Genomic DNA, 23301 nt, shown 5'->3' with positions numbered 1-23301 from the left:
GCCGGTCCCACGTCATCAGTGTGTCCTGTGGAGTGGGGTTAATTATGATACTGGCTCAGCAACCGTTCCATCCGGGCTTCAAGGCGACGCTTGATTTCGGTCTCGATATGCGGGGCGAAGTCGTCGATGACGTCTTGCATGATCAATTGGGCGGCGGCGCGCAGTTCTGAGTCCAGATGCAACAGAGCATCTTCTTTGGATCTTGCCTGCACCGGAGCAGCAGCCACGGGCGGCTCGACAGGTTGTGCGACAGGCTCGGGCGTCAGGGTTGGAATATCGGCATCATCTTCATCGCCAAAATCCAGTTCCTGGTGCAGTACCGGTTTTGCGCCCACCACATCGAACAGCAAAGGGATCTGGCCCTCGCCATGAGCCGGCGGTTGCTGGGAGTCATCGCCAAGCAGTTGTCGGATCGACTCAAGGTCGTCCAGCAAGTGGGCGGAGTCTTTCAGAGGTTTTGAATTATCCATCGTGTGCTCAAAGCCGCTGTAGTCGGTGATCTTGCAGAGGATAGCCCTGTTCACGATAGAAACGAAAACTCTCTCGTGCGGCCAGTCGTATGGCGGGATCTTCCACCACTATTTCCGCCACGCGGGCGAAACGTTTGAAAAAATCGGGGATGCGCAGGTCCAGATTGACCAGCAGATCCTGATGTTGCCCCGGGTCTTCACCCAGGCCCAGCACCACAGGCGCGACCTGATCGTCTTCGGCGTCACCGTGGGGAATGAAGGTTTCACCCTTGAAGCGCCACAGCCGGGCATCCAGGTCTTCACGCTGCGCGGCATCGCTGCAATGCAGGTAAATCCGGTGACCCATACGCCAGGCTTTTTCCGTGAGCTTGCAGGCGAAATCCAGACGTGCCGAAGGATCCGGGCTGGGGAGAATGTAGAAGTCGACTTGTGTCATGTAGGTTCCAGGTCGCGGGGCGCTTGTTTCTCATCAACATCACATCAATCATGGATTTGAAATGCATATCCCTGTAGGAGCGCACGGAGGTTACGACGCCCGCGATAGCGGTGTATCAGGAAAACCGCCATCGCTGCCTCGCGTTGCTCGTGAGCTCCTACAGGGCTGCGTTTTTTTCCATATGACTGCAACCGCCCCGGTTTTCCTTATGCGCCTGCGCGGTCCAGCAGGTATTGGGTCAGCAATGGAACCGGACGGCCAGTGGCGCCCTTGTCCTTGCCGCCGCTCAGCCAGGCTGTGCCGGCGATGTCCAGGTGCGCCCATTCGTAGGTTTTGGTGAAGCGCGACAGGAAGCAGGCTGCGGTGATGGTGCCGCCTTTCGGGCCACCAATGTTGGCGATGTCCGCAAACGGGCTGTCCAGTTGCTCCTGATATTCATCGAACAACGGCAACTGCCATGCACGGTCGTCGGCAAACTTGCCCGCGTCGAGCAATTGATTGATCAGCGCATCGTTGTTACCCAGCAGACCGGACGTGTGACCGCCCAATGCGACGACACAAGCGCCGGTCAGGGTGGCGATGTCGATCACGGCCTGAGGCTTGAAGCGCTCGGCGTAGGTCAGCGCATCACACAGCACCAGACGGCCTTCGGCGTCGGTGTTGAGGATTTCCACCGTCTGCCCGCTCATGGTGGTGACGATGTCGCCAGGACGAGTCGCGGTGCCGCTCGGCATGTTCTCGGCTGCGGCGATGACGCACACCAGGTTGATCGGCAGTTGCAGTTCCAGCACGGCGCGCAGGGTACCGAACACGCTGGCAGCGCCACACATGTCGAACTTCATCTCGTCCATGCCCGCAGCAGGTTTGATGCTGATGCCGCCGGTATCAAAGGTGATGCCTTTACCGACCAGTACGAAAGGCTTTTCGCTTTTCTTGCCGCCGGAGTAGTTCATGACGATCAGGCGTGGCGGCTGAGCGCTGCCCTGTGCCACGGCAAGGAACGAACCCATGCCCAGTTCGGCGAGTTTTTTCTCGTCGTGAACTTCAACCTTGAGGTTTTTGTGCGCTTTGCCCAACGCCTTGGCTTGTTCGCCCAGATAAGTCGGGTGGCAGATGTTCGGCGGCATGTTGCCCAGATCGCGGGTCAAGGCCATACCGGTAGCGATGGCCTGAGCGTGAGTCGCTGCACGCTCTACATCGGCGACGCTGATTTTGTCGGTCAGCAGGGTGACTTTTTTCAGCGCTTTGGCTTCGGCTTTCTGGCTCTTGAAACGATCAAAAACATATTCGCCGTCGGCCAGGGTTTCCACCAGCAAGCGTGCCTTGCCGTAAGTGTCGCGATTTTTGACGACGACCTGATCCAGAGCGATGGCGGCGTCGCTGCCGCCCAGACCTTTAAGAGTCGACAGCACGGCGCTGATGATTTTCTTGAATTGACGGTCAGACAATTCGGGCTCTTTACCAGTGCCGACCAGCAAAACGCGCTCGGCTTTCAAATTGGGCAGGTTGTGCAGGAGCAGGCTTTGCCCCACTTTGCCGATCAGATCACCGCGTTTCAGCACTGCGCTGATGGCACCGCCGCTCAGGGCGTCCACGGTTTTTGCGGCATCGCTGAGCGCGCGACCTTCGCCTACGGCGACTACCAGGGTCGCGGTTTTCAAGGTTTCTGGGCTTACGCTTTTAACAACCAATTCCATGTCGGGGTCCCCGAATAAACGATGAGCTATCGCGAAATGAATGACGTGCGCGGCAGGGAGCGTGTGTTTCGCATCAACATGCCAACGACAAGGCCCGCAGTTTGACCCCGCCACGGGACCGCTGACAACCCCGGAAAACATGTGAGTGTGGCTCTGTGCAGGACGTTTCCGAGAGAACTATCCGGGTGACGCAGTGACAGAGGACCTCATTCACAGGATAATGCCGCATATTTTTTGGCAGACCCGTGTTGAATCTGCCGCCACTGCTAGTACCTTTTCTTGTCTGGCTGCCTGAGCCTGGCGACCCTGGAGTGTCTGGTTTGATCGTCTTTCGTTATCTGTCCCGAGAAGTGCTGGTTACCTTGAGCGCTGTGAGCGCTGTGTTGTTGGTAATCATCATGAGCGGACGCTTCATCAAGTACCTCGCGCAGGCCGCGTCCGGGGCGCTGGATCCGGGCGTTCTGTTCATGATCATGGGCTTTCGTATGCCCGGCTTCCTGCAACTGATCCTCCCGCTGGGTCTGTTTCTGGGGATTCTGCTGGCTTACGGTCGGCTTTACCTCGAAAGCGAAATGACCGTGCTTGCCGCCACCGGCATGAGCCAGCAGCGTTTGCTGTGGATGACCATGGCGCCAGCGACCGTGGTGGCGCTGCTGGTTGCCTGGCTGAGCTTCAGCCTGGCACCGCAGGGCGCGACGCAGTTTTCCCTGCTGATCAACAAGCAGGACGCGATGACTGAATTCGATACGTTGGTGCCAGGCCGCTTCCAGGCCCTGCGCGACGGTACTCGTGTCACTTATACCCAAGAGCTTTCTGATGATCGTTCGAATCTGGGCGGTGTATTCATTTCGGAAAAGCGCGTTTCTTCCGACAAGAGCAAGGATCGCGGGATTACCGTTCTGGTGGCAGAAAAAGGTCACCAGGAGATCAAGCCTGACGGTAACCGCTTCCTGATCCTGGAAAACGGCTATCGCTACGACGGCAATCCGGGTGAGGCCGACTATCGAGCGATCAAGTACGACACTTACGGCGCGATGCTGCCCAAGCCTGACATCAGCGACGAAATCACTGACCGCGAAGCCATACCGACGTCCGAGCTGTTCGGCAGCGATGTCCTGCGCAACAAAGCCGAACTGCAGTGGCGTATCTCGCTGCCGATTCTGGTGTTTATCGTGACCTTGATGGCCGTGCCGCTTTCCCGGGTCAATCCGCGTCAGGGCCGTTATCTGAAACTGCTGCCTGCGATCCTTCTTTATATGGCTTACCTCACTATGCTGATCGCGGTGCGCGGTGCACTTGAGAAAGGCAAGCTGCCCATGGCGCTCGGTATCTGGTGGGTACATGTACTGTTTCTGTTGATCGGCCTTGGTCTTTTGTACTGGGAGCCGCTGCGCTTGAAGATGGCGAGTCGCCGCACCGCGTCGGAGGTGGCTCATGGTTAAGCTCGATCGTTACATTGGTAAAAGCGTTTTCGTTGCCATCCTGGCGGTTCTCGGGATCATTCTCGGTCTGGCTTCGTTGTTCGCCTTTATCGATGAAATGGGTGACGTCAGCGACAGCTACACCTTGCTGGACGCCAGCAGTTTCGTATTGATGACCGCGCCACGGCGTGTGTATGAAATGCTGCCGATGGCTGCGCTGATTGGCTGCCTGATCGGCCTGGGTAGCCTGGCCAGCAGCAGCGAATTGACCATCATGCGTGCTGCGGGTGTGTCCATTGGACGTATCGTCTGGGCGGTCATGAAGCCGATGCTGGTGCTGATGATTGCCGGTGTGCTGATTGGCGAGTATGTGGCCCCGGCAGCCGAGAACCAGGCCCAGGCCAACCGTTCTCTGGCGCAGGGCAGTGGTGATGCACAAAGTGCTCGCCATGGTATGTGGCACCGTCAGGGCGATGAGTTCATTCACATCAACTCGGTGCAACCTAACGGCATTCTGTACGGCGTGACCCGTTATCGCTTCGACAATGAGCGTCACATGCTCAGCGCCAGCTTCGCCAGGCAGGCCAAGTTCAACGAAGATCACTGGTCGCTGAGCGACATCTCCACCACCTTCTTCCGCGATGGCAGCACTGAGGTGATCAAGACAGCTGACGAGCGTTGGGACGTTGCGTTGAGCCCGCAGTTGCTCAGCACGGTCGTGATGCCGCCGGACTCGCTGTCGATTACCGGCTTGTGGCAATACGCGCACTACCTGGCTGATCAGGGGCTGAGCAACGGTCGTTACTGGCTGGCATTCTGGACCAAGGTTCTGCAGCCGCTGGTAACGGTCGCGCTGGTGTTGATGGCTATCTCCTTCATCTTCGGTCCGCTGCGGTCCGTGACGCTGGGCCAACGGGTGTTTACCGGCGTGCTGGTGGGTTTCACCTTCCGCATCGTGCAGGACCTGCTGGGGCCATCGAGCCTTGTGTTTGGCTTCTCGCCGTTGTTTGCAGTGCTGGTGCCAGCGGGCGTCTGTGCGCTGGCCGGGGTGCTGTTGTTGCGCAGGGCCGGGTAAGGTTCTACTGCTGTGAAAAAGCCGACTTCGTGTCGGCTTTTTTGTGTGCGCTGTAAAGTACCGTGGCGGACATACCAAGGCTATCGCGGGTAAGCGAGCTCCTACATTACTGCGCTAGCCGGTAGGAGCGAACTTGTTCGCGAGGCGGTCAACCTGAATTGCCGCATCAAGCCCTCTCGCCAACAAGTTGCCTCCTACCGGATCGCGATCCAGCTGTAGGAGAGCGCCCGCGATGGCGATGTAAAGCCCACGCAGCAGCGGGTAGGAGCGAACTTGTTCGCGAGGCGTCAGGCCTGAATTGCCGCATCAAGCCCTTTCGCCAACAAGTTGCCTCCTACCGGATCGCGATCCAGCTGTAGGAGAGCGCCCGCGATGGCGATGTAAAGCCCACGCAGCAGCCGGTAGGAGCGAACTTGTTCGCGAGGCGTCAGGCCTGAATTGCCGCATCAAGCCCTCTCGCCAACAAGTTGCCTCCTACCGGATCGCGATCCAGCTGTAGGAGAGCGCCCGCGATGACGATGTAAAGCCAACGCAGCAGCGGGTAGGAGCGAACTTGTTCGCGAGGCGTCAGGCCTGAATTGCCGCATCAAGCCCTCTCGCCAACAAGTTGCCTCCTACCGGATCGCGATCCAGCTGTAGGAGAGCGCCCGCGATGACGATGTAAAGCCTACGCAGCAGCGGGTAGGAGCGAACTTGTTCGCGAGGCGGTGTGCCTGAATAACCGCGTCAGCCCCTTTCGCCAACAAGTTGCCTCCTACCGGATCGCGATCCAGCTGTAGGAGAGCGCCCGCGATGACGATGTAAAGCCAACGCAGCAGCGGGTAGGAGCGAACTTGTTCGCGAGGCGTCAGGCCTGAATTGCCGCATCAAGCCCTCTCGCCAACAAGTTGCCTCCTACCGGATCGCGATCCAGCTGTAGGAGAGCGCCCGCGATGACGATGTAAAGCCTACGCAGCAGCGGGTAGGAGCGAACTTGTTCGCGAGGCGGTGTGCCTGAATAACCGCGTCAGCCCCTTTCGCCAACAAGTTGCCTCCTACCGGATCGCGATCCAGCTGTAGGAGAGCGCCCGCGATGACGATGTAAAGCCCACGCAGCAGCGGGTAGGAGCGAACTTGTTCGCGAGGCGTCAGGCCTGAATTGCCGCATCAAGCCCTCTCGCCAACAAGTTGCCTCCTACTGGATCGCGATCCAGCTGTAGGAGAGCGCCCGCGATGACGATGTAAAGCCCACGCAGCAGCGGGTAGGAGCGAACTTGTTCGCGAGGCGTCAGGCCTGAATTGCCGCATCAAGCCCTCTCGCCAACAAGTTGCCTCCTACCGGATCGCGATCCAGCTGTAGGAGAGCGCCCGCGATGGCGATGTAAAGCCCACGCAGCAGCGGGTAGGAGCGAACTTGTTCGCGAGGCGTCAGGCCTGAATTGCCGCATCAAGCCCTCTCGCCAACAAGTTGCCTCCTACCGGATCGCGATCCAGCTGTAGGAGAGCGCCCGCGATGACGATGTAAAGCCCACGCAGCAGCGGGTAGGAGCGAACTTGTTCGCGAGGCGTCAGGCCTGAATTGCCGCATCAAGCCCTCTCGCCAACAAGTTGCCTCCTACCGGATCGCGATCCAGCTGTAGGAGAGCGCCCGCGATGACGATGTAAAGCCCACGCAGCAGCGGGTAGGAGCGAACTTGTTCGCGAGGCGTCAGGCCTGAATTGCCGCATCAAGCCCTCTCGCCAACAAGTTGCCTCCTACCGGACCGCGATCCAGCTGTAGGAGAGCGCCCGCGATGGCGATGTAAAGCCCACGCAGCAGCGGGTAGGAGCGAACTTGTTCGCGAGGCGGTCAACCTGAATTGCCGCATCAAGCCCCGTTCGCCAACAAGTTGCCTCCTACCGGACCGCGATCCAGCTGTAGGAGAGCGCCCGCGATGACGATGTAAAGCCCACGCAGCAGCGGGTAGGAGCGAACTTGTTCGCGAGGCGGTGTGCCTGAATAACCGCGTCAGCCCCGTTCGCCAACAAGTTGCCTCCTACCGGACCGCGATCCAGCTGTAGGATCTAATGGCACCACCCAGCCGCAAAGATGAGCTGTTCTACCTCTGCTTCGGCACCCGCACCAACTGGCTGTTGGAATAAAGGTCATGCCAGCTGCGATTCTGCTTATCAAACAACGCCCAGATAAACCCCAGGCCTAAACACAGCCACGATGCGATGGACACCATGAAGCGCAGCAGCGCTTGCAGCAGGCTGATTCCGCTGCCATCGGCGTTTTGCACGCGGATACCCCATACCTGCATGCCCAGCGTTTGCCCTGAGTGAGTCCAGAACTTGGCGAAGAATCCAAATATTACCAGCAGCAAAATCGTAGACAGGAAAGGGTCGCCGTCCAGCGAGCCTGATTCCGATAGCGCCTTCAGCCGAGCCTCGCCAATAAACGCCATCAACACCAGCTTGTAGACAAACGCCGTCACCAGCAGCAGAGCAAAGCACAGCAGCGCGTCATAGCAGATCGCAGCGAAGCGGCGGCCCAGGCTCGCGGGCGGGAAGTCACCTGACGGGCTAAGCATGTGTCGGGGCATGGCAGCGGCTCTCAGTCATTGAAAGAGCGCATGTTACTGACTCGCGCCCACAAAAAAGCCCCCTGATATCAATACCAGAGGGCTTTTCATGTTCCAAGGCTTACGCTTCGGGATTAACTTCGTCAGCCTGCATACCTTTCTGGCCTTGCACAGCAACGAAAGTCACCTTCTGACCTTCTTTCAGGCTCTTGAAGCCATTACCCTGAATAGCGCGGAAGTGTACAAACAGATCCGGACCGCTTTCTGGAGTGATAAAGCCAAAACCTTTCTCGTCGTTAAACCACTTGACGGTACCGCTCTGACGTTCAGCCATTTTCTTATTCCCTGGAACTTGAATTGATGACAGCCTCTTTCACATGAAAGAGTACTGGGCTGGTTGCAGGAATTTAAGAAGCGTAGAGCGGGTTGTAGCAAACTTGGCGCTACTGCCCAGGTCCCGATTCAGCGACCCATGCAAACACAGTTGGGAAACTCTACGCTAACTCTTGTTACAAACACAAGCCCCTGTCTGGCGCCCGTATTCAGGAGGTTTTGCGGCGTTTTAAAATATTTACCACTTACTGTGAATCGATAGTTTTTTACTGTTAAGCGCACTCTTCGAGTGCGCTATTTTAGCTGTTACGCTGCTGTTTAGTGCGTGTAATACAGGCGGCCGAACTCGGTGTCAGCCGCCCTGTTTTTTTGACGCCGTTAATCAGCCACTTTCGTCCTTCTGCCGCGACCGTCACTTACCCGCGATAGTAACGTTGTGCAACGAAAGGCATTTTACTGACAAGCATCGGTACTTGCTTGCCGCGCACTACCGCCCAGACTTGAGTGCCCAGTGCTGTAAACGCGCTGTTCAAATAACCCATCGCCAAAGGACCGCCAAGGCTGGGTCCGAAGCCACCGCTGCATACAGTGCCAATGGAGTTACCATCGGCATCAACGATGTCTGTGCCTTCGCGCACCGGGGTGCGTTCCTGTGGCAGCAGGCCAACGCGTTTGCGGGCGGGGGCTGTCTGCTGTTGAGCGAAGATCTGCTCTGCGCCCGGGAAACCACCCGCTCGTGCGCCATCTGCGCGCCGAACCTTGGAAATTGCCCACAGCAGGCTGGCTTCGACAGGCGTGGTCTCGGTATTCATGTCGTGGCCGTACAGGCACAAGCCTGCTTCCAGACGCAGTGAATCACGTGCACCCAGGCCAATCGGGGCCACTTCCGGTTCGGCCAACAAGCGTCGGGCCAGTGTTTCAGCCTGATCAGCCGGAACGGAAATTTCGTAGCCGTCTTCGCCGGTGTAACCTGAGCGGCTGACGTAGCAGTCAATACCCAGCAACTGCGCGCTGGCGAACTGCATGAAGGTCATTTCAGCGACTTCCGGAGCCAGACGCGCCAACACCGTTACCGCTTGCGGACCTTGCAGGGCGAGCAGGGCGCGTTCTTCAAACAGGGGCTGTATTTCACAGTGGCTGCCCAGGTGTTTCTGCAGGTGAGCCAGGTCGTCGTTCTTGCAGGCGGCATTGACCACCAGCATCAGTTGATCATTGCCAAGGTTGGCGACCATCAAGTCGTCGAGAATGCCGCCGGTTTCATTGGTGAACATGGCGTAACGCTGCATGCCGACGGGCAAGTCGATGATGTCCACCGGCACCAGAGCTTCCAGTGCTTTGGCTGCATCGGCACCCGTCAGGCGAATCTGGCCCATGTGCGATACATCAAACAACCCGGCTTTTTCACGGGTATGCAGATGTTCTTTCATCACGCCAGCCGGGTATTGCACCGGCATGTCGTAGCCCGCGAAAGGCACCATCCTGGCACCGAGTTCACGGTGCAGGCCGTGGAGCGGGGTGGTGAGAAGTTGTTCGGTTGTCATGATCGATTCCTTTGAATAGATGGCGCTGATGCCCGGGACGTGGGACCGGCTTTAGCCGGGAAGGCTGCATTCCTGACGCAATAAATGCACAGGATGTACTGGCCTCTTCCCGGCTAAAGCCGGTCCCACGACGATTCCCTGTTAATGAATCACGCCTCTTGATAGCTCTCGATGGACGGGCAGGCGCAGATCAGGTTGCGGTCGCCGAACACGTTGTCGACGCGGCCAACCGGTGGCCAGTATTTGCCATCGATCAAGGACTCAACTGGATACACCGCCTGCTCGCGGCTGTACGGGTGGGTCCATTCGCCGACGATTTCCGCCGCGGTGTGCGGGGCGTTTTTCAGCGGGTTGTCTTCCTTGTCCAGTACGCCGCTTTCCACTGCACGGATCTCTTCGCGGATCTTGATCATGGCGTCGCAGAAACGGTCCAGTTCTTCTCTGGATTCGCTTTCGGTCGGCTCGATCATCAAGGTGCCAGCAACCGGGAAAGACATGGTTGGCGCGTGGAAGCCGAAGTCGATCAGGCGTTTGGCGACGTCATCAACGCTGATGCCGCTGGTTTCTTTCAACGGACGCAGGTCAAGGATGCACTCGTGAGCCACCAGACCGCTACTGCCGGTGTAGAGCACTGGATAGTGTTCTTCCAGGCGGCGAGAGATGTAGTTGGCGTTGAGGATCGCCAGTTGCGAAGCGCGTTTGAGGCCTTCGCCGCCCATCATGCTGATGTACATCCAGGTGATCGGCAGGATGCTGGCGCTGCCGAATGGCGCTGCGCAGACCGCGCCTTCCTTGCGTGCCATGGTGGCGTGGCCCGGCAGGAATGGGGTCAGGTGCGACTTGACGCCAATCGGGCCAACGCCCGGGCCGCCACCGCCATGAGGGATGCAGAAGGTCTTGTGCAGGTTCAGGTGGGAAACGTCACCGCCGAACTTGCCTGGTGCGCAGAGGCCGACCATGGCGTTCATGTTGGCGCCGTCGATGTAAACCTGACCGCCGTTGTCGTGAACGATGGCGCAGATTTCACGGATGCCTTCTTCAAATACGCCGTGAGTCGACGGGTAAGTGATCATGATCGCGGCCAGATGATCGCGGTGCTCGATGGCTTTGGCGCGCAGGTCTTCGATGTCGACGTTGCCACGGGCATCGCACGCAGTCACAACAACGCGCATGCCAGCCATGTTGGCGGTGGCCGGGTTAGTGCCGTGAGCCGATTGCGGGATCAGACAGATGTCGCGGCGCTCGTCGCCACGGCTCTGGTGATAGGCACGGATCGCCAGCAGACCGGCGTATTCGCCTTGGGAGCCAGCGTTAGGCTGCAGCGAGATCGAGTCGTAACCGGTCGCCGCGCAGAGCATCGCTTCCAGTTCGTCGGTGAGTTGCTGATAGCCCGCGCTTTGTTCGGCAGGAGCGAACGGGTGCAGGTTACCGAATTCAGCCCAGGTCACCGGGATCATTTCGCTGGCAGCGTTGAGTTTCATGGTGCACGAGCCCAGCGGGATCATGGTGCGATCCAGCGCCAGGTCCTTGTCGGCCAGTTTGCGCAGATAGCGCATCAGCTCTGTTTCAGAGTGATAGCGGTTGAACACCGGGTGGCTGAGGATCGCCGACTCACGCAACAGTGCTTGCGGCAGGCGGGATTCAGCATTTTGTTCCAGTGCTGCGAAGTCCGGCAGGGTTTGCCCGTCACCGGCGAAGATCGCCCACAGGTCTTCGACCGATGCTTGCGAGGTGGTTTCGTCCAGCGACAGGCCAAGACGCTGAGCGTCGATTTCCCGCAGATTGATCTGCTTGGCGCGAGCCTTGGCATGCAGCGCTGCGGTATCGGCGCCGGTGTTCACGGTCACGCTGTCGAAGAAGTACTGCTGCTCGACGTTCAAGCCCAACTGGCTCAGGCCTTTGGCGAAAATGGCCGTCAACTGATGCACGCGGTTGGCGATTTGCGTCAGGCCGCGCGGGCCGTGATAAACAGCGTACATGCTGGCGATGTTGGCCAGCAGCACCTGGGCGGTGCAGATGTTGCTGGTGGCTTTCTCGCGACGGATATGTTGTTCGCGGGTCTGCATCGCCAGGCGCAAGGCCTGCTTGCCATGACGGTCCACGGAAACACCCACCAGACGGCCCGGCATGTCGCGCTTGAACGCATCTTTAGTCGAGAAGTAAGCGGCATGCGGGCCGCCGAAACCCAGTGGAACGCCAAAACGCTGGGCGCTGCCGATGGCGACGTCTGCGCCAAATTCACCGGGTGGGGTCAGCAAAGTCAGCGCCAGTAGGTCGGCCGCTACAGCCACCAGTGCATTGGCGGCGTGGAAGCGCTCAACCAGTTCGCGGTAATCAAACAGGTCGCCATTGCTGGCCGGGTATTGCAGCAGAGCGCCGAAGAACGGGCTGACATCGGTCAGCTCTGCTTCGTCAGCCACTACGACGGTAATGCCCAGTGGTTCGGCGCGGGTGCGCAGCACGTCCAGGGTTTGCGGATGGCAGTGGCTGGACGCGAAGAACTGGTGGCTGCTCTTGTTCTTGCTCAGGCGTTTGCAGAAGGTCATGGCTTCGGCAGCAGCGGTGGCTTCGTCGAGCAGCGAGGCGTTGGCGATCGGCAGGCCAGTCAGGTCGCTGATCAGGGTCTGGAAGTTCAGCAGCGATTCCAGACGGCCTTGGGAAATTTCTGGCTGATAAGGCGTATAGGCCGTGTACCAGGCCGGATTTTCCAGCAGGTTGCGCAGGATCGGCGCAGGCGTGTGGGTGTTGTAGTAGCCCTGGCCGATGTAGGTCTTGAACAACTGATTCTTGCTGGCGATGGCTTTGATCGACGCGAGTGCATCGGCTTCGCTCAGGCCGGGCTCCATGCCCAGTACGCTGGTGCCTTTGATGCTTTCCGGGATGACGCTGGCGCTCAAGGCTTCCAGCGAATCAAAGCCCAGGGTTTGCAGCATGGCCTGCTCGTCAGCGGCGCGTGGGCCGATGTGACGGGCGATGAATTCGTTGGCGGTGCTCAGTTGAATGCGGTCAGTCATGGTCTGCTCCTCAGGCTTCGGCGTTGGCTTTGATCAGGCGGTCGTAGGCGTCCTGATCAAGCAGGCTATCGATAGCGCTGGCGTCTTGGGGAATGAAGCGGAAGAACCAGCCAGCGCCGAGGGCGTCTTCATTGACCAGTTCTGGAGTGGCGTCGAGGGCCTGGTTGACTTCAACCACTTCGCCATCGAGCGGCATGTTGATGCTGCTGGCTGCTTTTACCGATTCCACCACAGAAGCTTCGGCGTCTTTGGCGTAGGTCTGCAGTTCAGGGAGTTGCACATAAACCACATCACCCAGAGATTCTTGCGCATAGGGCGTGATGCCTACAGTGACACTGCCATCGGCTTCGGCTCGCAGCCATTCGTGATCGACAGTGAATCGCAACTCGCTCATAAATACTCCTAAGGTGATGTAACGCTCGCGACAGGCGCGATCATTGATGATAATCACTTAGCAAATATGCGGCCAATAATTTATTTTCTTTATAAATCAATTGGTTGATAGGCTTCCGGAAAGCTGCTTTGCGTTTCCCTGTAGCGAAATCGATACGGCATGTATCAGATTACAAATTCTCGGTGGATCAAAGCCTTGGCGGCTGGGGATATGCCAATGTCGTATTGAAATCGTTACGGTGTATTGGTTTCGATACGGACGAGGGTGGTGCTCAACAGTCCCCTGTGGGAGCAGTGCTTGCCCGCGATAATGCTGGGTGCGATCTAGTGTGAATCGCGTCCAGCCTTATCGCGGGCAAGCACCGCTCCCACAGGATCGCATTACCAAGGTGAGAGCTTGTTTGCCCCTATCGCTACCGCACCGCACTCACCCCATCCAGCGTCGAGAACGAGGTGTCCTTGGCGGTGAGCAAAAAGTCCCGCATATAGGGCGCGTCCAGCATGTCGGTTCGCACTCCGGCATAGAGTGTAGCGAACAATCCTTTTTCGCCCAGGCGCTTGCCTTTCACATAGCCCCGCGAGCTGTATTCATGCAGCGCCCAGTGGGGCATGCCACAGACGCCGCGGCCGCTGGCGACCAGTTGCATCATCATCACAGTCAGCTCCGATGTGCGAACCTGCGCCGGTTCGATGTCGGCGGGCTCCAGGAAGCGAGTGAAGATGTCCAGCCGATCACGCTCCACCGGGTAAGTGATCAGGGTCTCCTTGATCAGGTCTTCTGGCACGATGTAGGGCTTGCTGGCCAATGGGTGCTGATTGGCAACCGCCAGCATCGCTTCATAGGTGAACAACGGCACGTAGGTGATGCCCACCAGTTCCAGCGGATCGGAAGTCACCACCAGATCCAGGTCGCCACGGGCCAGGGCTGGCAAGGGGGCGAAGGCAAAGCCGGAGGCCAGGTCCAGTTCAACTTCCGGCCAGGCGTCGCGGAATTGGTCGATGGTTGGCATCAGCCACTGAAAACAGCTATGGCACTCGATCGCCATGTGCAAACGTCCGGCGGTACCGCCTGCCAGCCTTGCAATGTCTCGTTCAGCGCCACGCAATTGTGGCAGCACTGAGTCCGCCAGTTGCAGCAGGCGCAGCCCGGCGCTGGTGAAACGAACCGGTTTGGTTTTGCGCACAAACAACTGCATGCCCATCCGCTCCTCTAGTTCCTTGAACTGGTGGGACAGCGCTGATTGCGTTAAATGCAGGCGCTCGGCGGCCTCCACAAGGCTGTCAGCCTCGCGCAAGGCATGCAGGGTTTTCAGATGGCGTATCTCAAGCATTTCGTCTCGCAGGTCAATCTGCGCTCCATGAATGAATTTTGTGATCAACACGAAAACAATGAGTTTGTCTCACGTTGGTCCGGCTGTCGACAATAGCGTCATATTTCGACAGGAGCTTCATCATGGCCTTGGCCCACAATCTTGGTTTCCCGCGCATCGGCGCTGACCGTGAACTTAAAAAAGCGCTGGAAGCGTACTGGAAGGGCGACCTTGATCAATATGGTCTGCGTACGGTAGGTCGGGATCTGCGGGCCGTGCATTGGCAGTTGCAAAAAGATGCCGGTATCGACCTGCTGCCAGTGGGCGACTTTGCCTGGTACGACCAGGTATTGGGCCACTCGCTGGCGTTCGGCGTAGTGCCTGAGCGCTTTGCTGATACCCGGGATTTCCGTGGTTTGCCGACGCTGGATACCTTGTTCGCCATGGCTCGTGGTGCTGAAAGCTGCTGCGGTGCTCTTGGTCATGGTCATGGTCATGGTCAGCAGCAATATGCTCAGGAACTGACCAAGTGGTTCGATACCAACTACCACTATCTGGTCCCGGAATTTACCCAGGATCAGCGCTTCCAGCTGAGCTGGGAGCAGTTGTTCGAAGAAGTGGACGAAGCGAGGGCTCTGGGCCACAAGGTCAAGCCGGTATTGATCGGGCCATTGACCTACCTGTGGCTGGGCAAGGCCAAAGGCGACAACTTCGACAAGCTGGAGCTGCTGGAACGCCTGCTACCGGTGTACGGCGAAATCCTCGGTCGTCTGGCCGGGCAGGGCGTGGAATGGGTACAGATCGACGAGCCTATCCTTACGCTGGATCTGCCCCAGGACTGGAAAAATGCCTTCGAGCGCGCTTATCACAGCCTGCAATATTCGCCGCTGAAAAAGCTCATCGCGACTTACTTCAGTGGCCTCGAAGACAATCTCGGGCTGGCGGCTTCTTTGCCGGTGGACGGTCTGCACATTGATCTGGTGCGTGCGCCGGACCAACTGGCTGCGGTGCTGGATCGCTTGCCGACTTATAAAGTGCTGTCTCTGGGTGTGGTTAACGGGCGCAATGTCTGGCGCTGTGATCTTGAGCAAGCGCTGGATCAATTGCGTGAAGCGCAGCAGCGTTTTGGCGACAATCTTTGGGTGGCCGGTTCCTGCTCCTTGTTGCACAGCCCGGTTGATCTGAGCCGTGAAGACAAGCTCGATGCCGAACTCAAGAGCTGGCTGGCGTTTGCCGTGCAGAAATGCGACGAAATTTCGCTGCTCACCAACGCTTTGAATGATCCAGACAGTATAAAAAATGCGTTGGCCGAAAGCCGTGCCGTGCAAGCCAGCCGCCTGCAATCGCCGCGCATTCACAAGCCCGAGGTTCAGGCGCGTATCGCTGCGATCACGGCGCAGGACAGCCGGCGCCAGTCCGCTTTTGCCGAACGTATCGAGCGGCAACGCCAGCGTTTGAATTTGCCTGCGTTTCCGACGACAACTATTGGCTCATTCCCACAGACTGCGTCGATTCGTCTGGCGCGACAGGCTTTCAAACAGGGCAAGCTGTCCGCCAATGATTACCATGACGCGATGCGCCATGAGATCCGCCATGCCGTGCAGATCCAGGAGCGTCTGGGGCTGGACGTGTTGGTACACGGTGAGGCCGAGCGTAACGACATGGTCGAATACTTCGCCGAGCAACTGGACGGTTATGCCTTTACCCGCTTTGGCTGGGTGCAGAGCTATGGTTCTCGCTGCGTCAAACCGGCGGTGATTTTCGGCGACCTGAGCCGCCCGCAGGCCATGACCGTGGACTGGATCAGCTATGCGCAAAGCCTGACTGACAAATTGATGAAGGGCATGCTGACCGGTCCGGTGACCATGTTGATGTGGTCATTCCCACGGGAAGACGTGTCTCGCAAAGTGCAGGCGCAACAACTGGCACTGGCGATTCGCGATGAGGTCGTGGACCTGGAAGCAGCAGGAATCAAAATCGTGCAGATTGATGAGGCCGCTTTCCGCGAAGGCTTGCCGCTGCGCAGGGCGCAATGGCAGGAGTATCTGGATTGGGCGGTTGAAGCCTTTCGCTTGTGTGCCAGCGGTGTGCGGGACGAAACGCAGATCCATACCCATATGTGCTACAGCGAATTCAACGATGTGATCGAGTCCATAGCGGCGATGGATGCCGATGTGATCACTATCGAAACCTCGCGCTCGGACATGGAGCTTTTGGAAGCCTTCAAAGCCTTCGACTACCCGAACGACATCGGCCCCGGGGTTTACGACATTCACTCGCCACGAGTGCCGGGCACGGATGAGATGGTGCGATTGATGAGCAAAGCCGTGCAACACGTGCCTGCCGAGCGGTTGTGGGTCAACCCGGATTGCGGCCTGAAAACCAGAGCCTGGCCCGAGACCGAGGCGGCACTGGTGAATATGGTGGCCGCGGCGCGGGCTCTGCGCAGCGAGTTGGCATAAGCCAAGCTCCGCACACCTCGTGGGACCGGCTTCAGCCGGGAAGGCGGCATGTCTGACGCAACAAATGCATTGGATGTCATTGCCTCTTCCCGGCTAAAGCCGGTCCCACGTCAGCGGCAACCTGAAAACGACCGCTCAGCCCCCTTCATCAAACTGTCACGCAACTGTGGCAGCGCGCTTTGCAAAACTTCATCACACTCGCTGCCTACTGGGGATCTGTTTGTCGGTGTTTTTCAATGCGCGTTCTTCTTTTTCTGGCCGCACTCTTGTGCGGCTTGCCGTCTTTTGCGGCCTCCAAATGTGATGTCAATGTTCCTGTGCAGATAGCCGCGCTCAAAGAAGTGCGGCTGGCCTATCAGAGTATCGGCAATGAATCCGACCCTGCGTTGCTGCTGGTCATGGGGCTGGGTGGTCAGTTGATTCACTGGCCTGACGAAGTCGTGGCGGCGCTGTGTCAGCAAGGTTATCGGGTCATTCGCTATGACAACCGTGACGTCGGTCTGTCTACCTGGAACGCTCCGCCAGCCAACGCCAATCTCGCCTATGAAGTGCTGCGCTACAAGCTTGGCTTGCAAGTGTCCGCGCCGTATTCATTGACCGACATGGCGGATGACGCGCTTGGGTTGATGGATGCTCTGCAGATTCGCCAGTTTCATGTCTTGGGCGCGAGCATGGGCGGCATGATTGCGCAGCATCTGGCGGATCTCGCGCCGCAGCGCATTGAAAGCCTGACCCTGATCATGACCAGCTCTGGAGCACAGGGTTTACCGATGCCCAGTCCAGCGTTGCTGCAGTTGCTGGCCAAGCGCGGTGCGCCTAATCGCGAAGCCGCGCTGGAACAACAGGCTGACCTGCTCGCCGCGCTGGGCAGCCCGGAAGTCAAAGATGATCGTGCCATGCTGCTGCAACAGGCCGCCGCTTCCTACGACCGGGCGTTCAATCCTGAGGGCGTAAAGCGTCAGATCCTGGCGATTCTCGCCGAGCCGAGTCGTGTGGAATTGCTCGACCGTCTTCGTTTGCCGGTGCTGGTCGTGCATGGCACCGCCGATCCCCTGTTGCCGGTGATGCACGGTGTGCATGTGGCGGCGCATATTCGGGGTAGCCAGTTGCGGCTGATTCCGGGCCTGGCGCACCGTTTTCAGGAGGCCTTCAAAGCGCCCTTGCTGGCGGCCGTGTTGCCATACCTCCGAGCGCAGCACGACGACGGCCGGAACATGGCTCAGCTTTGAACAACGTTCCAACTTAGGCGTATCGTGGTGGCTTTCTTTATCCAGAGAGAGCCTGTCATGAGCACTCCGCTAAAAATTGATTTCGTTTCCGATGTGTCCTGCCCCTGGTGTGTGGTCGGCCTGCGGGCTTTGAACGAGGCGTTGGCTGAGCTGGGCGATGAAGTGCGCGCACAGATTCATTTCCAGCCTTTTGAGCTGAACCCGAACATGCCTGCTGAAGGGCAGGACCTGAACGAGCACATCTTCGAGAAATACGGTTCGACGCCTGAGCAATCTGCCGCCAACCGGGAAAACATTCGTCAGCGCGGGGCCGAGCTGGGATTCACTTTTACCCAGGGTGACCGTCGTATTTACAACACATTTGACGCCCATCGGCTGCTACATTGGGCTGAGCTTGAAGGCAAGCAAAAGGCGTTGAAGGAAGCGTTATTTGCGGCTTATTTCACAGACCTTGCCGATCCTTCCAGCCATCGCGTGTTGGCGGATGTTGCGCAAAAAGTCGGCCTTGATCGAGTGCGTGCAGAAGCGATTCTGAGCACCGATCAGTTTGCAGCCGAAGTTCGCGAGCAGGAGCAATTGTGGGTCTCACGGGGCATCAGTTCGGTGCCGACCATCGTTTTCAACGACCAATATGCAGTGTCGGGTGGGCAGCCGGTTGAAGTGTTTGTGGGTGCCATTCGTCAGATATTGGGTGAGGGGAAATAACCCCCCCGTCCTTTTGCTGACCTCCAGTGGGAGACTCTATGTTGTCCGCAAGCTGATTGACGACGTGGGACCGGCTTCAGCCGGGAAGGCGGTGTTTCTGCAGAAGAAAATTTAGCGTCCGTGCGGGCCTCTTCCGGCTGAAATGGAACGCCGCCCGGCCGTTCCCGTCATCAGCGATTCCTGTGAAAGCAGAGCTTGGTCTGAGCGGCATTTCAACGATAAGACCCATGCAATCTAAGGTGAATTGATTCCAGCCTTATCGCGAGCAAGCTCTGCTCCCACAATTGCTCACTGCTTCTTCATTGAAATATATGTTGCTGAGTGAGGCCACTATCGGTTATCAATTTGTACATGATTAGACATGTCCGATTTGATAAAAAACAACGCGTGGTGGATGAGCTTGCACGACGCATCGAATGTGGCCAGCTGGAGTCGGGCAATCTGTTGCCGGGCGAGCATCTGCTGGCGCAGGAATTCGATGTCAGCCGCGGCACGTTGCGTGAAGCCCTCGCCGAACTCAAACGACGCAATTACATCGCCACCCAATCCGGTGTCGGTTCGATTGTGACCTACGACGGCATCAGCCTCGATCAGCGTAGCGGCTGGGCGCAGGCGTTGGCCGATACCGGGGCGAGGGTTACCACCGAAATCCTGCGCATCCAGCAGGTCGAGCGGGCAGACCTGCACAGCCGTTTCGGTACCGCCCATTTCATCGCCATCGATCGCCGCCGCAGTGCTTCCGATGGCAGTGTGGTTTCCCTTGAGCGGGCGTTGATCCCGGCCATCGAAGGGCTGGAAAACCTGCCTGACATTGGTTTGATCGAAGATTCCCTGACCATCACTTTGGCCGCTCACGGCTTCGTCGGTGATCGCGGAGATCAATGGATCGGCGCCGAGCCGCTCAGCGCTGACGATGCATTGTTGATGATGCGCAAGCCTGGCAGCGTTTTTCTCAAAGCCATCCGCACGACTTACGATCGCCATGAGCGCTTCATGGAGCACGTGGAAAGTCTGCTGGACCCGGTGCATTTCCGGATGCATCTGGCGTTCGGAGGTCAGTCATGACTGTTGTCGACAAAACCGATCGTGCCTTGGGGGCGTTCTACGGGCTGGCCTTGGGCGACGCCTTGGGCATGCCGACCCAGTCGTTGAATCGTGCACAGATCCAGGCGCGTTTCGGTCGAATCCTGACGTTGATGGCCGCCGATGCTGATCAACCCATTGCGCCGAACATGCCAGCCGGGTCCATCACCGATGACACCGAGCAGGCGGTGCTGGTCGGCGAATTGCTGGTGGCCGGGGCAGGGCGCATCAACCCTTCTGATCTGGCTCAAAGCCTGATCGACTGGGAGGCGGTGATGCAGGCCAAGGGGTCACAGGATTTGCTCGGTCCTTCCACCAAGCGTGCTATCGAAATGATCCTCGCTGGCCACAGCCCTGAAGAGTCTGGTCGATTCGGCACCACCAATGGTGCCGCCATGCGCATCACCCCGGTAGGCATTGCTGCCGACATCGCCGACCCGCAGCGATTTATTGCTTCGGTAGTCCAAGCCTGTCAGGTCACCCACAACACCACCCTGGGCATTTCCAGTGCAGCTGCTGTGGCCGGTGCCGTTTCCGCCGGGATCAACGGTGCGAGCCTGAGCGATGCGCTCAAGCTCGGCATCGTCGCCGCCAAACTGGGCGAACAGCACGGCCATTGGGTGGCGGGCGGGCGCATCGGCGCACGTATCGAGTGGGCGCAGCAGTTGTGCGCCGATTGCGCTAACGAGGCACTGCCGGATTTGCTCTATGACGTCATCGGCACGTCCGTCGCATCGCAGGAGTCGGTGGTCGCGGCCTTCGCTCTGGTTCAACAGGTCGCGGCGGATCGTTTGTCGGCATTTGACGCGCTGTGCATGGCGGCCAGCCTGGGCGGCGACACCGACACTATCGCGGCAATTCTAGGCGCGATTCTGGGGGCCAGTCAGGGCTTGCAAGCCTGGCCACCGGCGCTGATTGATCAGGTCAAACGTGTCAACGGGCTGGAGCTGACAGCTCTGGTCGAGGGATTGCTGGCCTTGCGTTCAGCCTGAGCTTGTTGATGTGAAGAATGCTGACGCCACGCGGGTAACCGTCGTGGTGCCAGGCATCCGGCTGTCCCGACGGCCACACATGACACGGACGTGTTACTGATTCCGCACTGCCCACAACCAAAATAACCGGCATTGGAGCTAGGCTCATGACTTCATCGAACAGCACACAAAGCGCAGGACAACTGGAAACACGCGGCATCGAGCCGGTCCCCGAAAGCGAATGCAATGGTCATCCGTTGCAGCTGTTCTGGGTGTGGTTTGCCGCCAACATCAGCATTCTCGGCTTGCCATTGGGTGCGACGTTGGTGGCCTTTCGAGGCTTGTCGATCTGGCAGGCAATCATTGTGGCGATTCTCGGTGCGGCGGGTTCGTTTGCCGTGGTCGGGGTGATCTCCATCGCCGGTCGCCGTGGACGTGCGCCCAGCCTGACCCTGTCTCGCGCCATCTTCGGCGTACGCGGCAATATCGGCCCGACCATTGTGTCGCTGATGTCGCGCCTGGGTTGGGAAACAGTCAACACCACCACGGCAGCCTTTGTGCTGCTGTCGCTGTCCGCGATCCTGTTCGGTACTCCGGTTGAAGCGAAAAACACCCCGGCCCTGACCCTAGTGTTTATCGCCATCTTCGTGCTGATGACGCTGTGCGTTTCCGGTCTTGGCCACGCTACGTTGCTGGTCATTCAGAAATGGGCGACGTACATCTTTGGCGCGTTGAACGTGGTGGTCGGCGGATTCCTGATTGCCCATATCGACTGGAACGCCGTGTTCAGTGCGGCGCCTGCACCGCTGAGTGCGATGATCATTGGCGTGGGTATCATGGCGGCGGGCACCGGTATTGGTTGGGCCAACGCCGGTGCGGACATGTCCCGCTATCAGCACCGTAGCGTCAAAGCCACGCGATTGGTGGCTTCGGCGGCGTTTGGTGCAGGCATTCCGCTGGTGTTGCTGATTACCCTTGGCGGTCTGTTGTCTGTGGGTAATGATCATCTGGCTTCGGCCACCGACCCGATCATCGCGATCCGCGAACTGTTGCCGAACTGGATGGCGGTACCGTACCTGATCACTGCGTTTGGTGGCCTGCTGCTGTCGAATAACCTCTCTGTATACTCGGCGGGTCTGACCACATTGACTCTGGGTTTAAAGGTCAAACGGGTTCACGCGGTCATCGTCGATATCGTCGCGATTTTCATCGGCTCGATCTATTTCATGCTCATCGCCGAGAGTTTCTACGGCCCGTTCATTACCTTCATCTCGCTGCTGGCAGTGCCGATCACGGCTTGGGTCGGGATCTTCATTGTCGACCTGATCCATCGCCAGGTGTACTCGGGCAAAGACCTGATGGATGTCTCGCCGAGCAGTGCCTATTGGTACAACGGCGGCGTGGAGTGGCGTGCGCTGGGGGCGTGGGCATTGGCCATCGTGCTGGGCTTCAGCTTTACCACCGTCGCCACTACCGCGGACAACGTGTTGTTCACCGGTTTCATCTCCGATTCATGGCTGGGTCATAACGGCCTGGGCTGGATCGTGACCTTCCTGGTGGCGGGTGGTGTTTACGCCGTCCTGGGCGGTGCCCGAGATCGCCGAATGTTTTCCGAAGAGGCCCAACATGCCCGCTAGATTGCTGCACACCGGCCAGGTCGTCGTCGACCTGGTCATGGCGCTGGATAAGCTGCCCGCCTCGGGCGGCGACGTGCTGGCCAGTTCCGCGCGGTTCGAAGCCGGTGGTGGTTTCAACGTCATGGCTGCGGCCCGTCGCAACGGCATGCCGGTGATCTATCTGGGTCGCCATGGCAAAGGCCAGTTCGGTGACCTGGCACGTCAGGCCATGACAGTTGAAGGTATTCAGTTCAGCGCTCCGTGCAGCGAGGAACAGGACACTGGGCTGTCTGTGGCGCTGATCGAGCCGTCGGCTGAGCGCTCATTCATTTCTTATGTGGGGGCCGAGGGCGGCTTGTCGGCGCAGGATTTGAACAACGTGATGGTGCAAGCCGATGACTATGTTTACGTCAGTGGCTACAGCTTGTTGCACGAAGGCAAGGTGCAGAGCCTGCTGGATTGGCTGGGGTCGTTGCCGACCAGTGTGACCGTGGCGTTCGATCCCGGCCCGCTGGTGCATTCGCCCGATGCGCCGCAGGTCAGGGCGTTGCTGCCTCGGCTTGATTTGTGGAGCAGCAATTGCGAAGAGGCGTTGCGTTTCACTCAGTGCGAAAACATTGCACAGGCGCTTGACCGGCTGGATGAGCTACTGCCGGATGACGCGTTGATCGTGGTCCGCGACGGGCCGAAAGGCTGCTGGGTTCGCCAGCATCGGGAGACGCGGCATGTAGGCGGTTTCCCGGTTCAGGCCATCGACACCAATGGCGCAGGTGATGCCCATGCAGGCGTGTTACTTGCCAATCTGGCGGCGGGCTGTTCGTGGGAGCAGGCGGCATTGCGAGCTAATGCTGCGGCGGCAATTGCTGTGACTCGCTGGGGGCCGGCGACATCGCCGGATGCGCAGGAAGTGGAGGCGTTGGTGAGGGCCGGGTAAACGGACGTGGGACCGGCTTTAGCCGGGAAGGCGGCATTTCTGATGATGAAAATGCAGTGACTGTACTG

At 58.7% G+C, this 23301-nt stretch carries 18 protein-coding genes; 9 read left to right on the top strand and 9 right to left on the bottom strand.

Annotation, left to right across the window (positions count from 1 at the left end; genetic code table 11):
- Nucleotides 1–38: 38 nt before the first annotated feature.
- The 3 genes from CKW31_RS25710 to CKW31_RS25700 all read right to left on the bottom strand — a co-directional run bounded on the left by CKW31_RS25710 (nucleotide 39) and on the right by CKW31_RS25700 (nucleotide 2603).
- Nucleotides 39–470 (bottom strand): DNA polymerase III subunit chi, encoded by a 432-nt coding sequence (locus CKW31_RS25710; RefSeq protein ID WP_095101348.1) that lies wholly within the window; start codon nucleotides 468–470, stop codon nucleotides 39–41.
- A gap of 7 nt (nucleotides 471–477) precedes the next feature.
- On the bottom strand, nucleotides 478–906 hold the full coding sequence (locus tag CKW31_RS25705; protein WP_095101346.1) for a DNA polymerase III subunit chi: 429 nt from the start codon (nucleotides 904–906) through the stop codon (nucleotides 478–480).
- Nucleotides 907–1112: 206 nt separating this feature from the next.
- Nucleotides 1113–2603: a leucyl aminopeptidase gene (locus CKW31_RS25700; RefSeq protein WP_095101344.1), complete on the bottom strand. Its 1491-nt coding sequence runs from the start codon at nucleotides 2601–2603 to the stop codon at nucleotides 1113–1115.
- Nucleotides 2604–2923: 320 nt separating this feature from the next.
- Between CKW31_RS25700 and lptF the strand changes: the two genes are divergently transcribed.
- Both lptF and lptG read left to right on the top strand, forming a co-directional pair.
- A complete protein-coding gene (gene lptF, locus CKW31_RS25695; protein ID WP_095101342.1) occupies nucleotides 2924–4045 on the top strand; it encodes an LPS export ABC transporter permease LptF in 1122 nt (373 codons plus the stop codon).
- A complete protein-coding gene (lptG, locus tag CKW31_RS25690) occupies nucleotides 4038–5099 on the top strand; it encodes an LPS export ABC transporter permease LptG (protein ID WP_095101340.1) in 1062 nt (353 codons plus the stop codon). The genes lptF and lptG overlap by 8 nt, the downstream gene beginning before the upstream one ends.
- Nucleotides 5100–7177: 2078 nt before the next feature.
- Here lptG and CKW31_RS25685 read toward each other — a convergent pair.
- The 6 genes from CKW31_RS25685 to metR form a co-directional block, all read right to left on the bottom strand.
- Nucleotides 7178–7663, bottom strand: coding sequence for an RDD family protein (locus tag CKW31_RS25685; protein ID WP_095101338.1), 486 nt, complete (start codon nucleotides 7661–7663; stop codon nucleotides 7178–7180).
- 100 nt (nucleotides 7664–7763) lie between these two features.
- Entirely contained in the window at nucleotides 7764–7976 is a 213-nt protein-coding gene (locus tag CKW31_RS25680; RefSeq protein WP_095101336.1) for a cold-shock protein, read from the bottom strand.
- Between the two features lie 415 nt (nucleotides 7977–8391).
- A complete protein-coding gene (gene gcvT / locus CKW31_RS25675) occupies nucleotides 8392–9516 on the bottom strand; it encodes a glycine cleavage system aminomethyltransferase GcvT (RefSeq protein WP_095101334.1) in 1125 nt (374 codons plus the stop codon).
- A gap of 149 nt (nucleotides 9517–9665) precedes the next feature.
- Complete coding sequence (gene gcvP, locus CKW31_RS25670; RefSeq protein WP_095101332.1) at nucleotides 9666–12530, bottom strand: aminomethyl-transferring glycine dehydrogenase; 2865 nt, start codon at nucleotides 12528–12530, stop codon at nucleotides 9666–9668.
- A 10-nt stretch (nucleotides 12531–12540) separates the two neighbouring features.
- Nucleotides 12541–12924, bottom strand: coding sequence for a glycine cleavage system protein GcvH (gene gcvH / locus CKW31_RS25665; RefSeq protein ID WP_095101330.1), 384 nt, complete (start codon nucleotides 12922–12924; stop codon nucleotides 12541–12543).
- A gap of 412 nt (nucleotides 12925–13336) precedes the next feature.
- Nucleotides 13337–14254 (bottom strand): transcriptional regulator MetR, encoded by a 918-nt coding sequence (gene metR / locus CKW31_RS25660; RefSeq protein ID WP_027900780.1) that lies wholly within the window; start codon nucleotides 14252–14254, stop codon nucleotides 13337–13339.
- Between the two features lie 122 nt (nucleotides 14255–14376).
- Between metR and metE the strand changes: the two genes are divergently transcribed.
- The 7 genes from metE (at nucleotide 14377) to CKW31_RS25625 (ending at nucleotide 23233) form a co-directional block, all read left to right on the top strand.
- Entirely contained in the window at nucleotides 14377–16695 is a 2319-nt protein-coding gene (metE, locus tag CKW31_RS25655; protein ID WP_095101328.1) for a 5-methyltetrahydropteroyltriglutamate--homocysteine S-methyltransferase, read from the top strand.
- Between the two features lie 236 nt (nucleotides 16696–16931).
- A complete protein-coding gene (locus CKW31_RS25650; RefSeq protein WP_095101326.1) occupies nucleotides 16932–17924 on the top strand; it encodes an alpha/beta fold hydrolase in 993 nt (330 codons plus the stop codon).
- A gap of 57 nt (nucleotides 17925–17981) precedes the next feature.
- The gene (locus CKW31_RS25645) at nucleotides 17982–18629 is read left to right on the top strand and encodes a DsbA family oxidoreductase (RefSeq protein ID WP_095101324.1); all 648 of its coding nucleotides are present in this window, start codon (nucleotides 17982–17984) and stop codon (nucleotides 18627–18629) included.
- A 351-nt stretch (nucleotides 18630–18980) separates the two neighbouring features.
- Nucleotides 18981–19694 carry a GntR family transcriptional regulator gene (locus CKW31_RS25640; RefSeq protein ID WP_095101322.1) on the top strand — a complete coding sequence of 238 codons (714 nt, stop codon included), beginning with the start codon at nucleotides 18981–18983 and terminating at the stop codon, nucleotides 19692–19694.
- Nucleotides 19691–20704 (top strand): ADP-ribosylglycohydrolase family protein, encoded by a 1014-nt coding sequence (locus CKW31_RS25635; protein WP_095101320.1) that lies wholly within the window; start codon nucleotides 19691–19693, stop codon nucleotides 20702–20704. The genes CKW31_RS25640 and CKW31_RS25635 overlap by 4 nt, the downstream gene beginning before the upstream one ends.
- Nucleotides 20705–20850: 146 nt before the next feature.
- Entirely contained in the window at nucleotides 20851–22320 is a 1470-nt protein-coding gene (locus CKW31_RS25630; protein WP_095101318.1) for a cytosine permease, read from the top strand.
- Complete coding sequence (locus CKW31_RS25625; protein ID WP_095101316.1) at nucleotides 22310–23233, top strand: PfkB family carbohydrate kinase; 924 nt, start codon at nucleotides 22310–22312, stop codon at nucleotides 23231–23233. The genes CKW31_RS25630 and CKW31_RS25625 overlap by 11 nt, the downstream gene beginning before the upstream one ends.
- Nucleotides 23234–23301 lie beyond the last annotated feature (68 nt).

The sequence above is a fragment of the Pseudomonas sp. Irchel 3A5 genome (genome assembly GCF_900187575.1).
GTDB lineage: Bacteria > Pseudomonadota > Gammaproteobacteria > Pseudomonadales > Pseudomonadaceae > Aquipseudomonas > Aquipseudomonas folii.
This window is presented reverse-complemented; position numbering and strand designations above follow the sequence as displayed.